The 12560-nt window shown below is 40.3% G+C and carries 13 protein-coding genes; 3 read left to right on the plus strand and 10 right to left on the minus strand.

The features are described 5' to 3' along the window. Window positions 1–46 precede the first annotated feature (46 nt). Entirely contained in the window at window positions 47–550 is a 504-nt protein-coding gene (locus tag DV417_RS03430; protein ID WP_118878572.1) for a protein disulfide oxidoreductase, read from the minus strand. Window positions 551–659: 109 nt separating this feature from the next. Here DV417_RS03430 and deoC point away from each other — a divergent pair, with 109 nt between their 5' ends. Continuing rightward, complete coding sequence (gene deoC / locus DV417_RS03435; protein ID WP_118878573.1) at window positions 660–1331, plus strand: deoxyribose-phosphate aldolase; 672 nt, start codon at window positions 660–662, stop codon at window positions 1329–1331. A gap of 33 nt (window positions 1332–1364) precedes the next feature. Here deoC and DV417_RS03440 read toward each other — a convergent pair whose 3' ends face one another. Both DV417_RS03440 and yihA read right to left on the minus strand, forming a co-directional pair. After that, entirely contained in the window at window positions 1365–2894 is a 1530-nt protein-coding gene (locus DV417_RS03440) for a YifB family Mg chelatase-like AAA ATPase (protein WP_118878574.1), read from the minus strand. Between the two features lie 114 nt (window positions 2895–3008). Next, the gene (gene yihA / locus DV417_RS03445) at window positions 3009–3626 is read right to left on the minus strand and encodes a ribosome biogenesis GTP-binding protein YihA/YsxC (protein WP_118878575.1); all 618 of its coding nucleotides are present in this window, start codon (window positions 3624–3626) and stop codon (window positions 3009–3011) included. A 103-nt stretch (window positions 3627–3729) separates the two neighbouring features. On the opposite strand from yihA, the gene DV417_RS03450 reads away from it, so the two are divergent. After that, a complete protein-coding gene (locus DV417_RS03450) occupies window positions 3730–4596 on the plus strand; it encodes a VirK/YbjX family protein (RefSeq protein WP_192878537.1) in 867 nt (288 codons plus the stop codon). A gap of 123 nt (window positions 4597–4719) precedes the next feature. Beyond that, on the plus strand, window positions 4720–5673 hold the full coding sequence (tal, locus tag DV417_RS03455) for a transaldolase (protein WP_118878576.1): 954 nt from the start codon (window positions 4720–4722) through the stop codon (window positions 5671–5673). A gap of 88 nt (window positions 5674–5761) precedes the next feature. Here tal and aspA read toward each other — a convergent pair whose 3' ends face one another. The 7 genes from aspA to ureC all read right to left on the minus strand — a co-directional run bounded on the left by aspA (window position 5762) and on the right by ureC (window position 12556). Then, the gene (gene aspA / locus DV417_RS03460) at window positions 5762–7180 is read right to left on the minus strand and encodes an aspartate ammonia-lyase (protein WP_118878577.1); all 1419 of its coding nucleotides are present in this window, start codon (window positions 7178–7180) and stop codon (window positions 5762–5764) included. A gap of 155 nt (window positions 7181–7335) precedes the next feature. After that, the gene (locus DV417_RS03465; RefSeq protein WP_118878578.1) at window positions 7336–8148 is read right to left on the minus strand and encodes an urease accessory protein UreD; all 813 of its coding nucleotides are present in this window, start codon (window positions 8146–8148) and stop codon (window positions 7336–7338) included. Between the two features lie 53 nt (window positions 8149–8201). Next, entirely contained in the window at window positions 8202–8837 is a 636-nt protein-coding gene (gene ureG / locus DV417_RS03470) for an urease accessory protein UreG (protein ID WP_118878579.1), read from the minus strand. Window positions 8838–8921: 84 nt separating this feature from the next. Continuing rightward, on the minus strand, window positions 8922–9629 hold the full coding sequence (locus tag DV417_RS03475) for an urease accessory protein UreF (protein WP_118878580.1): 708 nt from the start codon (window positions 9627–9629) through the stop codon (window positions 8922–8924). Then, window positions 9614–10171: an urease accessory protein UreE gene (gene ureE / locus DV417_RS03480; protein ID WP_118878581.1), complete on the minus strand. Its 558-nt coding sequence runs from the start codon at window positions 10169–10171 to the stop codon at window positions 9614–9616. The genes DV417_RS03475 and ureE overlap by 16 nt, the downstream gene beginning before the upstream one ends. 8 nt (window positions 10172–10179) lie before the next feature. Next, on the minus strand, window positions 10180–10800 hold the full coding sequence (locus DV417_RS03485; RefSeq protein WP_118878582.1) for a glutathione S-transferase: 621 nt from the start codon (window positions 10798–10800) through the stop codon (window positions 10180–10182). Between the two features lie 37 nt (window positions 10801–10837). Beyond that, window positions 10838–12556 carry an urease subunit alpha gene (gene ureC / locus DV417_RS03490; protein ID WP_118878583.1) on the minus strand — a complete coding sequence of 573 codons (1719 nt, stop codon included), beginning with the start codon at window positions 12554–12556 and terminating at the stop codon, window positions 10838–10840. Window positions 12557–12560 lie beyond the last annotated feature (4 nt).

Below are 12560 nucleotides of genomic sequence, written 5' to 3' on the forward strand. Positions count from 1 at the left end.
TCCTCTTTAAAATAAGTCCTGCGTATTGTAATAGATTTTCTACCGCTTAGCCAAAAAACTCTGTGAAAAACAACCGCACCTTTAATCCCCAATAACTCGTGAGGCCAGTCGTAACAAGATCCATTTTGCCTTTACTCAACAGCACAATTGTGGGCGTCACATTAATTTGCCATCGTTCTGCAAATTCCCCTTTAGGATCGTTAACCGTAGTGAAGTGGTAGTCATGTTTACTTAAATAATCATTTACGTCCGCCTCATTGCCTGAGCGTAACGCCACCGATACAACTTGATAGCCTTCTTTTGCTAAAGAATTAATCGCTGGCGAAGTATAGCGACAATAACCACACCAAGTTCCCCAAAAATAAAGTAACGTCGCTTTATTTTGATCAAGACTTTCAAGAGAGAACGTATTCCCTTGAAGATCTTGTAGCGTGATTTTATTTATTTCCTCTGGCACTACAGGGCGACGAACAAAATCCAGTATGCTACTCATCACAATAAAAGTTAAAAAGAGGGATAATCCATTCTTAAGTAGTTTTTTAATCTTCATTTTCTTTATTCCTTATCGCATTGAGATCATTGTAATCAAGCATAAAAGCACAGTCAAAAACAAGGGATTTTTGCTACAATAGGTAAAACATAAATAAAAGAGGAAAATTATGACACCGAATCAACTTGCTCAATATATCGATCACACCGCACTTACCGCAGAAAAAAATGAACAAGATATTTTGACACTCTGTAATGAAGCGATTGAACACAGATTTTATTCTGTATGTATCAATTCTGGTTATATTCCAGTCACAAAAGAAAAACTTGCTGGCTCAAATGTAAAAATTTGCACCGTAGTTGGCTTCCCTTTGGGGGCAAATTTAACCTCAGTCAAAGCATTTGAAACACAAGAATCCATTAAAGCGGGCGCAGATGAAATTGATATGGTGATTAATGTAGGTTGGATAAAATCGCAAAAATGGGATGCAGTAAAACAAGATATTCAAGCTGTATTTAATGCTTGTAATGGCACGCCATTAAAAGTGATTTTAGAAACTTGTTTGCTCACTAAAGATGAAATAGTGGAAGCCTGCGAAATTTGTAAAGAAATCGGTGTGGATTTTGTTAAAACATCAACTGGTTTCAACAAAAGCGGTGCGACTGTGGAAGATGTAGCATTGATGAAACAAACGGTCGGCAATATTGGTGTTAAAGCATCAGGCGGCGTGCGTGATACTGAAACGGCACTTGCAATGATAAAAGCGGGCGCAACACGCATTGGTGCAAGTGCGGGCATTGCAATTATTAGTGGTACGCAAGATACCCAAAGCACTTACTAATCCTTTCACGCGTGGTATTCTCACCACGCGTTTTTACATATTCGACAATTTCTGCAGCAAACGATCCATTGCTCGATAGCCCAAGGCCTCCGCTAAGTGCGGTTGAGAAATTTGTTGTTCTCCTTGTAGGTCGGCAATGGTTCGAGAAACTTTCAAAATACGATGGTAAGCCCGTACAGAAAGCCCAAGTTTATTCAGCGCATTTTCAAGGAAAAAGGCATCTTTATCACATAACTTGCAATCACGTTCAATCTCTTTACTGTTCAAATAAGCGTTAATTTTTCCAGCTCTTTCCATTTGAATCTCACGCACTTTTAACACTTTTTCTCGTACTTGTGCGCTGGTTTCACCACGATCGCCCGTATTTTGTAAGCTGCCTTGTGGCAATAAAGGCACTTCAATAGACAAATCGAAACGATCTAAAAATGGCCCTGAAAGTCGATTCAAATAACGCATAATTTGCTGGGGTGAAGTGCGGTTATGTGTTCCAGTATAATGACCTGTCGGGCTTGGATTCATCGCTGCCACCAACTGAAAACGAGCTGGGAATTGAATTTTTGCATTAGCACGAGAAATAATAATCTCACCACTTTCCAAAGGCTGACGTAGAGCATCTAATACTTTTCGTTCAAACTCTGGAAGTTCATCAAGAAAAAGTACGCCATTTGTTGCTAAGGATATTTCACCAGGTTTAGGGATCGTTCCGCCTCCAACTAAAGCTGGCATTGATGCACTATGGTGCGGAGCTCGAAAAGGACGTTGTTTCCAATTATGAAAATTTAACTCGTTTTGAACTAAACTCGTTACAGATGCCGTTTCTATCGCTTCTAGATCGGTCATTTCAGGTAAAAGCCCTGTTAATCGGCTGGCTAACATGGTTTTCCCTGTACCCGGTGGGCCAAGAAAGAGCAAATTATGCTGCCCTGCTGCGGCAATGGTTAATGCACGTTTAGCGTGCTGTTGTCCAATGATATCCGTTAAATCTAATGTATTTTTACCTGAAATATTAACCGCACTTTCTTTCACAATTTCAGTGGCGAGGGATAATTTTTCCTGACCATTGAGAAATTGCACCACATCTAAAAGCGTTTGCGCAAAATAAGTATTTTGATCAGACACGAGCGAGGCTTCATTAGCATTTTGCTTCGCGATAATTAATTCTCGCTTTGACTTTTGCGCTGCAAGAATAGCGGGAATTACACCGTGTACGCCACGTAATTGCCCCGTCAGCGCAAGCTCCGCCACAAATTCAAATTGCTTTAAACGGCTCGCATCAAGCTGATCCGATGCGGCTAAAATCCCGATGGCAATAGGCAAATCAAATCGTCCGCCTTCTTTCGGTAAATCCGCAGGTGCGAGATTCACGGTAATACGTTTGGCTGGATATTTAAATTGTGCATTCATCAACGCACTACGCACCCGATCTTGTGCCTCTTTCACCGTTTTTTCGGGCAAACCAACAAGTGTAAACCCTGGTTTTCCGTTGCTTAAATGCACCTCAATGGTGACAAGCGGCGCTTGCACCCCCATAGAGGCACGGCTGTAAACAATAGCAAGGGACATAATAATCCTTAAAGTGCGGTAAAAATGAAAATAGTTTTTGCACTATAAAAAAAGCACATAATGAAATCATTCATCATGTGCTTTTCTTGCGATCTAGATCACAAAATTTACATTTTATTCCGCAAAAAGTGGCGAAAACCAAAAATCTAATTTCGCTGCAAGTTTATCAATACCAATTTTATTTTGTGCAGAAAAGGCTTCTACTTGAATATCACCTTGGAATGGAAGAATCGCTTCGCGCACCATTTTTACTTGTTTACTACGTGCGCTTTGGCTCAATTTATCGGCTTTAGTAAGTAATAAAAGTACTGGTAAATCTGCTGAAACCGCCCATTCAATCATTTGTTGGTCAAGATCTTTAAGTGGATGGCGAATATCCATCAGCACAACCAATCCCGCCAAACATTCTCGTTTTTGCAAATATTCACCTAAGGATTTTTGCCATTGGATTTTCATTTGCTCTGGCACGGCAGCATAACCATAGCCCGGTAAATCCACCAATTTGCAATTTTGTTCCACTTCAAATAAGTTGATTAATTGTGTGCGCCCTGGTGTTTTTGAAGTGCGGGCTAAGCTTTTTTGATTGGTTAATGCATTAAGTGCGGTCGATTTTCCCGCATTTGAACGACCCGCAAACGCAATTTCAATGCCAGTATCTTCAGGAATGGAACGAATATTCGGCGCACTCGTTAAAAAATGAGTTTTATGATAATTAAGTTTAATTTCAGACATAAGGATTCCTTTTAAAATTGCGCTTAGAATAGCATAAATGGAAAATTTCCTGAAATTATGTCAAAATTTGCGCCAAAATTATAACCAATTCATGGCAATCCAGATGACAACAAAAACAACTTACCAATGGCCTCAATCTAAAGATATTTATCCATATCGACCAGGGCGTTTTGATGCACCAAAACATTGGCGTTATAACTTACGTAGCTTTTTAAATCGTGGCTCAATTCGTCGCTTTGAACAATTTATCAATCAGCATCCTTTTCTCGTCGATATTTTTAATACGCACTTGGATTATAGTTATCCCGTTGCTTGTCGTTTTCTGGATAAACGTTTCAATGCATCACAACGTTTTGATGCCGTTTGTGATAACCTTTTATTTTTACCCGAAAAACTTACCGCACTTTCTACGCCGTTATGGGAAAAACCATTAAGTTTTGGCGAAGTCATTCCTGATTTTGAAATGACATTAAGCATGACAACCCATCAACCAATGGAGGGATATTGGGTATTAGAGCTATGGCATAAACCAAGAAATGAATTAGTCTATTTGCTTACTTTTGCCAAATTGGACGATGCGTTGCTTATTGCTGTTGTACAAGGGCCAAATTTTGAAGGCTCAAAGGAAATGGTGAAACAACTCACCAAATCATGTCACGGTTTGCGCCCAGCCTATTTAATGGTTGAAACCATGAAATCACTCACGAAAATTCTAGGATACGATAAATTGCTTGGCATTCCGCAAAAATACCAAAATAAATCTCGCCTCATCCAAAGTAAACAATATACGGTAGATTATGATGCAATTTTTGGTGAATCGGGCGGAGAATTAAAAGATTACTGGGAATTACCTTTAGAAATGGATAGAAATCTGGATGATATTCCAAGTAAGAAACGCTCCATGTATCGTAAACGCTATGCCATGTTAGATGAAATAACCCTCACTATAAAAGACACCATCAAACTTTAAAACAATGGCGCAGATCAACGCCTGCGCCTATTTTTTCTATCGAAAAATTTTTCCTTTTAAGATTAAATTTGTGCTATCGTAGCCCACATTATTCATTCCATTGCCCTCGAATAGGAGATACAAATGACAACTCAATTAGATTCACTTCGTCAAATGACCGTTGTGGTTGCTGATACTGGCGATATCGACGCGATTAAAAAATATCAACCACAAGATGCAACCACGAATCCATCTTTAATTTTAAGTGCATCAGCACTTCCACAATACGCGCCATTAATTGATGAAGCAGTAGCGTATGCAAAAGCTCAAAGCAATGATAAAGCACAACAACTTATTGATGCAGAAGATAAATTAGCGGTAAATATTGGTTTAGAAATTTTAAAAATCGTTCCAGGACGTATTTCTACTGAAGTGGATGCGCGCCTTTCTTACAACACACAAGCAACAGTTGAAAAAGCGCGTAAATTAATCGCACTTTATAATGCAGCAGGCATCTCAAATGATCGTATTTTGATCAAAATTGCTTCAACATGGCAAGGTATCCGAGCTGCAGAAATCCTTGAAAAAGAAGGCATTAACTGTAACTTAACCTTATTATTCTCTGAAGCCCAAGCTCGCGCTTGTGCAGAAGCAGGCGTTTACTTAATTTCGCCATTTGTAGGTCGTATTTTAGACTGGTACAAAGCAAACTCCGATAAAAAAGAATATGCGCCAGCAGAAGACCCAGGCGTTATTTCTGTTACCAAAATCTATAATTACTACAAAGAATATGGCTACAACACCGTTGTGATGGGCGCAAGCTTCCGTAATGTAGGTGAAATTACTGAACTTGCAGGTTGCGATCGCTTAACCATTGCACCAGCATTACTGAAAGAATTACAAGAAAATTCAACCGCACTTGTACGCAAACTAGAATACAAAGGCGAAGTAAAAGCGAAACCACAACCATTAACAGAAACTGAGTTCTACTGGCAACATAACAGTGATGCTATGGCTGTTGAAAAATTAGCAGAGGGTATTCGTAAATTTGCTGTTGACCAAGAAAAATTGGAAACCATGCTTTCAGCAAAACTTTAATCCATAAATTCAATATAAAAAATAACCGCACTTTTGAGTAATCAAAGTGCGGTTATTTCTATTCGAGGACTGAATAAATCATTCAGACTTATTTATTTAATTTCGCTTTGTAAGTTGGGTTCATTAAGTTTTCTACAGAAAGAATGTCATCTAATTGTTCTTCTGTTAATAAACCTTTTTCTAACACAACTTCACGTACGCCTTTACCTGTTTGCGCACAGATTTTACCCACTAAGTCGCCGTTGTGGTGACCGATAAATGGATTCAAGTAAGTCACGATACCGATTGAGTTAAATACGTAGTTTTCACAAATTTCTTTGTTTACAGTGATGCCATCCACGCATTTATCACGTAAGTTAACACAAGCATTCGTTAAGATGTCGATAGATTCGAACATTGCTTGACCAATCACTGGTTCCATTACGTTTAATTGTAATTGACCTGCTTCAGATGCGAAGGTCACAGTGGTATCGTTACCAATTACTTTAAAGCATACTTGGTTCACCACTTCAGGAACAACTGGGTTTACTTTTGCTGGCATGATAGAAGAGCCCGCTTGTAATTCAGGTAAGTTAATTTCTTTAATACCAGCTCGTGGACCAGAAGAAAGTAAACGTAAGTCATTACATACTTTAGAAAGTTTCACTGCGGTACGTTTTAATGCTCCGTGAACCATTACATAAGCACCACAGTCAGATGTTGCTTCAATTAAGTTTTCTGCTGGTACGCAAGGTAATCCAGTTACTTCAGCAAGATGTTTTACAACTAATTCTGTATAACCTTGAGGCGTATTTAAACCAGTACCGATTGCAGTCGCGCCAAGGTTTACTTCAAGGAGTAAATCGGCTGTACGTTTTAAGTTACGCACTTCTTCTTCAAGTAATACGGCGAAAGCTTTGAATTCTTGACCTACACTCATTGGCACGGCATCTTGTAATTGGGTACGACCCATTTTTAAGATGTTCGCAAACTCTTTTGCTTTATTATCAAAACCGTCGTGTAAATATTGAATTTTATCGATCAATTTTAAGATGCTGTTATACACTGCAATACGGAAACCGGTAGGATACGCATCATTGGTTGATTGGCTTGCATTAACGTGGTCCATCGGGTTAATCACGTTATATTCGCCTTTTTTATGGCCAATTTTTTCAAGGGCAAGGTTAGCAACCACTTCATTGGTATTCATATTGACAGACGTTCCTGCGCCACCTTGATATACGTCTGATGGGAATTGATCTAAGCATTTTCCAGTGGTAAGGATTTCATCACAAGCTGCTACAATCGCTTTTGCAATATCACTTGGAATTGCACCTAATTCACCATTGGCTAAAGCCGTTGCTTTTTTCACCATCACCATACCACGTACAAACTCTGGTACGTCAGAAATGGTTACGTTAGAAATATTGAAATTTTCTACCGCTCTTAATGTATGAATACCCCAGTATGCATCTGCTGGCACATCACGTTCGCCGAGTAAATCTACTTCTTTTCTAAATTGAGTCATTTGAATCACCTTTTCTGGTTAGTTAATTTGACGCCATTATAGAAATTTTAAGGAGAAAAAACTTGACCAAGATCACATTTTCAAGAAATGCTCTCAAGACATATTTTCATTTTTCGGATTAGTTTTTTTAGGGGAAGATAACTTGTCTATCAATCTTACGCAGCTTTTAACCGCTCACCAATTTTCTCAAACAGTTTCTGAATTTGCTCTGCTCTATGCCCTAACACACGCACTATCAACCCACCTTCATTCAACTGAGATATACCAAGAAGTAAGGATTTATCTGTTTCTTGCTGTTGAAGCTGTTGCGCTATCTGCTTAATTTCTGCAGATGTTTTTTGTAAGTTAATGTGAACCAATGATCCCTGATGTGAAAAACCTTCCATTTGGCTTAAAGCAGTTAAATTCATTTTAGCCGGCAACCACTGAATACAATCCAACATCAGCGGTTTAACTTTCCCATTTTCTTGCACAAGCTGAACTTTTAAATGAGAAGAAAATTGGCGAAATTCAAAACGTTCATCATTTGCCACTCGACCAATAGCCACAATTTCACCATAAATTAGCGTACTCTCAGGTTGCATATTGATTAACGTTTTTTGCTTAAGAGCAGAGTTCTTATGCAAAACCAACGGATGAGGTAAATAAAATAAACGACTTTTTTTATCAAGCTGAATTAATGTATTTTGCTCGGCAAAATCTCCCTCATTCATTGCCTGAACTCGAGTAAATGCCTGCGTATTTAAAGAAAGTGCGGTAGATTTTTCGAGCGTTATTTGAATATCAACTCGATCCCCCGCTAATAAACCTGGCGAAGAAGACATTTGCATTGCGCTAAGCCCATTTTCCCAAGAATCGGCATAAGCAGATAACGTCATTACTTTAAAAGGTGGCGTCACAAAGTATTCATCAAGTTGAGTTTTGCCGTTTGAGGAAAGTTTGGTTGAAAGTTTGAGGGTACTATTCATAATCTTTTCAATTTGTAAAAAACTCCCCTCTTTAAAGGAGAGGGGATGATTCTTTATCTCACTAATGCCTTAGGTTCTTCTACGTTCTTCAATAACGCATATTTTTCAATCCAACCAATCACTCCATCGAGATTTTCTTTTTTCATTAAATTGGTAAACACAAAGGGCTGACCATTACGCATACGGCGAGCATCGCGTTCCATAATGCTTAAATCCGCGCCAACAAATGGTGCAAGGTCTGTTTTGTTAATCACTAACAAATCTGAACGAGTGATACCCGGTCCACCTTTGCGTGGAATTTTTTCGCCTTGAGCCACGTCAATCACGAAAATAGTCACGTCGGCTAAATCGGGGCTAAAAGTTGCCGATAAGTTATCACCGCCTGATTCAATAAAGACAATTTCTACATCAGAGAAACGTGCAACCATTTCATCTACTGCCTCCAAATTCATCGACGCATCTTCACGGATCGCCGTATGCGGGCAGCCGCCCGTTTCCACGCCCATAATTCGCTCTGGCGGAAGTAAACTATTTTTAGTTAAAAATTCCGCATCTTCTTGAGTGTAGATGTCGTTAGTAATGACTGCCACGCTATATTTACTCGCTATTTCACGAGTGAGTTTTTCAATTAACGCCGTTTTACCCGCCCCAACAGGGCCAGCCACGCCAATTTTAATGTAATTACGCATAATGTTCCTTTCGTTTTTGATGATCACAGAAAAAGCTCATAAGCACTTCCGCGATAGTAAAATCTCAATAAAAAATGACCGCACTTACGACATATAAAGTCGCGTATAAAGTACTTCATGTTGCATTGCTCGTATATCATTCGCAAGCGTTGCCGCACCAAGCCAATCTAAATCAGGTTCTAAACTTAATTCCACTGCTTCAACAAGAGATGCTCGTAAATCGAACAAAATATCTTGCCCGTCCATTTGACTTAGGGGAATAAGTTTTACTCCGTTGGTAATTGAGCCAACCGCTGCATTGTAGTAAAAAGCATAAAGAGTATCAGGCTTTGTTAGTCCCATTGCTTGTGCCACCATAGCAAACACTATGGGAAAATAGCCTTGCACCTCTTTATTTAAAATCGCTTGTTGAAATTGACTTAACATCGGGTGCTGTTCATAGCGAATAAAAATTTTCAACAATCGTACACCGAGTTTAAAACTGCCCTCACGGCTTTCGCGAGCAATTTTTGTTGCAGAAAGCGAATGTTCTAACTCACACAATCTTTCAAAATCATTCTCAGCCATTGCATCAAATGCGAGGGAAAGATACGCCCCGTCGTTGTAAATCCAGTTTTGTAAAAGCTGGGTTTGCACATATTCTTCAAGAGTTGCTTTAGTCGAAACAACGCCTTGCTGGACGAAAGTTTCTAAACCGTTTGAATGGTTAAAGCCCCCGATTGGTAAAGTGGGGTCAACTAAGTGCAACAATGCACCTAAATCTGACAGGCTTCGGTTTAATGTTGGGGCCAATTTCCATCTCCGTGATGATGATAGCCGTGATGATCATGCGAATGACTGTGCGAATGCCCGTGCCCTTGTGCGGAATTGGCTCGCAGGGCTTGGCTTAAACGGCGTTCTGCTTTTTTCGGTTCAAATCCCGCCGCTTGTAACCATTCAAACATCGGTTTATCGTAAGGCAACGTGACTTCATCGCCATCTAAAAACAGCGGAGAATGTTTATTGCCAATTTCATAACAAGCTCGAGCCATTTCAGGCAAGGTTTTTGGCGACAGCACAATCACTTCGCTTGGCAAGATTTCGATCACAATCGCCAACTCATCACTGATAAACACCACATCATCGTGTTTCAAGCGTTGCCCCTCTTTGAGCAAACGAAACGCCACTTCACGCCCCGTATTTGTGGTTTTACGCAAAATATTCCGTTCGCTTTCATACCACTGCAATGCCACACGTTCAATAGTCTGATTAGTAATTTTGCCTTCAGACTGAAAGCTAGTTAAGTCGCCCAAAATTGTATCCATAATGGGCAAAATGGGGTTGAGGATTTTCATATTTCGTCTTATGCCTGTGGTTTTGTGCTAAACAAAACCTCATATTTTTCATTCATTTCAGCCGCCCAAGCGGTTAAATTTGGAAATTCTTTTGCAAGATCTAATCCAATTTTCTCAGCTCTGAATAAGAACCAATCAATAACTGCAACAGCCGTTAGCGTGCCAATATTTAATTCCGTGCCAAATGGTTTTAAGTCTTGCTCAAGTCTTGCAAAACTTTGACGATTACGTTCGGTTAGTTGTTGATGGCGAGCTGTCCACCATTCACTTTCAGGGCGAAGCATTTTTTCAGCCATCATCGGCACGGTATTTTCCATAATGCCATCGGCTAAATTATGCAACGCTAACGCTGCCCAGCGTGGCTTGCCACTTTCTGGAATGAGTTTAGGCTCTACCTTGCCTTTTTGGTCAAGATATTCGCAAATGAGCAAACTGCCATAAAGCCAATTACCACAATTACGTTCTAACGCTGGTACTCGACCTAGTGGATTTGCCTGATTATGCGGAGAGCTTGCATCAAATGATGAACCAATTTTAATCAGTTCTGTTTTATCTAAGAGTTGTTGATATTTCAACGTTACCAGCACTTTACGTACATACGGGCTGGTAGTGGAGTACCAAAGTTTCATTGTAAATTCTCCTTAAAATTTAACCGCTCTTTTCTGCTTAGAACATAAAATATCGTTGCCCCAATGGGACGGTATCTACGGGTTCGCAGGTAATTAGTTCTCCATCTACACGTACTTCATAGCGTTCTGGATCCACCGTAATTTCAGGTGTTGCATTGTTGTGAACGAGATCTTTTTTACCCACGCTGCGGCAGCCTTTCACGGCAATAGTTTCTTTATGTAAACCGAATTTAGCACGAATATCGGATTTTTCAGCAGCTTGTGAAACAAAGAATACCGCGGTTTGTGCCGTTGCTAAGCCTTGTGCACCATACATTGGGCGATAGAACACTGGCTGTGGCGTTGGAATTGAGGCATTTGGATCGCCCATTTTGGCGTAGCTAATAAAGCCTTTTTTAATTACCACTTCTGGTTTTACCCCAAAGAACATTGGTTTCCATAACACAATATCTGCAATTTTGCCCACTTCTAACGAACCAATATGATCCGCAATACCGTGTGCAATTGCTGGGTTGATGGTGTATTTCGCGATATAGCGTTTAATGCGGAAGTTATCGTTTCCTTCATTGCCTAACTCGCCACGTTGTATTTTCATTTTATCAGCGGTTTGCCAAGTACGAATAACAACTTCGCCAATACGTCCCATTGCTTGAGAGTCTGAACTCATAATGGAGAAGACGCCCATATCATGCAAAATATCTTCTGCTGCAATAGTTTCAGGACGGATACGGCTATCGGCAAATGCCACATCTTCTGGCACGCGTTTATCTAAGTGATGGCAAACCATCAACATATCCAAATGTTCATCAATGGTGTTTTTCGTAAATGGACGAGTCGGGTTGGTTGAAGCGGGTAAAACGTTTGGATACATAGCTGCTTTAATGATATCTGGTGCATGACCGCCCCCCGCACCTTCTGTGTGGAAGGTGTGAATCACACGTCCGTCAATCGCTTTCATCGTATCTTCTAAGAAGCCACTTTCGTTCAGTGTGTCGGTGTGAATCGCCACTTGAATATCCATTTCATCAGCCACTTTTAATGCCGAATCAATTACTGCTGGAGTTGCGCCCCAGTCTTCGTGGATTTTTAAACCTAATGCGCCCGCTTCAATTTGTTCGCGTAGCGGATCTAAAGTTGAGCAGTTTCCTTTACCAAAAAAGCCTACGTTTACAGGCAATGCTTCTGCTGCTTGGAACATACGCTCCATATACCACGCACCCGGTGTACAAGTAGTCGCGTGTGTACCATCAGCAGGGCCAGTCCCACCGCCAATTAACGTGGTAACCCCACTTTCAATCGCATGCTGTGCTTGTTGAGGGCAAATAAAGTGAATGTGCGTATCGATACCGCCAGCGGTCGCAATTAAATGCGCACCGTTATGCACTTCCGTGCTTGCACCGATAATCATATTTGGCGTAACGTTATCCATGGTATCAGGGTTACCAGCTTGACCGATGCCCACAATACGACCATCGCGAATACCAATGTCGGCTTTGATAATGCCTAATTTCGCATCAATGATCATCACGTTAGTAATCACAAAATCCAATACATTTGGATTATCACGAGTTGCTGTACCGCTTTGCGCCATGCCGTCGCGCACACTTTTACCGCCACCAAATTTACACTCATCGCCTTTGGTTAATAAATCTTGTTCAATAGTTGCCCATAAATTGGTATCACCTAAACGGACTTTATCGCCGACGGTTGGGCCATAAGTTGCTACATATTGAGCTCTCGAAATTGTTAATGCCATTCTG

Origin of the sequence: Haemophilus haemolyticus, assembly GCF_003490935.1 — a bacterium.
GTDB lineage: Bacteria > Pseudomonadota > Gammaproteobacteria > Enterobacterales > Pasteurellaceae > Haemophilus > Haemophilus haemolyticus_M.

Coding starts and splice junctions, on each gene's coding strand:
- DV417_RS03430 (WP_118878572.1), bottom strand. CDS start 550: ATGAAGATTAAAAAACTACTTAAGAATGGATTATCCCTCTTTTTAACT.
- deoC (WP_118878573.1), top strand. CDS start 660: ATGACACCGAATCAACTTGCTCAATATATCGATCACACCGCACTTACC.
- DV417_RS03440 (WP_118878574.1), bottom strand. CDS start 2,894: ATGTCCCTTGCTATTGTTTACAGCCGTGCCTCTATGGGGGTGCAAGCG.
- yihA (WP_118878575.1), bottom strand. CDS start 3,626: ATGTCTGAAATTAAACTTAATTATCATAAAACTCATTTTTTAACGAGT.
- DV417_RS03450 (WP_192878537.1), top strand. CDS start 3,730: ATGACAACAAAAACAACTTACCAATGGCCTCAATCTAAAGATATTTAT.
- tal (WP_118878576.1), top strand. CDS start 4,720: ATGACAACTCAATTAGATTCACTTCGTCAAATGACCGTTGTGGTTGCT.
- aspA (WP_118878577.1), bottom strand. CDS start 7,180: ATGACTCAATTTAGAAAAGAAGTAGATTTACTCGGCGAACGTGATGTG.
- DV417_RS03465 (WP_118878578.1), bottom strand. CDS start 8,148: ATGAATAGTACCCTCAAACTTTCAACCAAACTTTCCTCAAACGGCAAA.
- ureG (WP_118878579.1), bottom strand. CDS start 8,837: ATGCGTAATTACATTAAAATTGGCGTGGCTGGCCCTGTTGGGGCGGGT.
- ureE (WP_118878581.1), bottom strand. CDS start 10,171: ATGAAAATCCTCAACCCCATTTTGCCCATTATGGATACAATTTTGGGC.
- DV417_RS03485 (WP_118878582.1), bottom strand. CDS start 10,800: ATGAAACTTTGGTACTCCACTACCAGCCCGTATGTACGTAAAGTGCTG.
- ureC (WP_118878583.1), bottom strand. CDS start 12,556: ATGGCATTAACAATTTCGAGAGCTCAATATGTAGCAACTTATGGCCCA.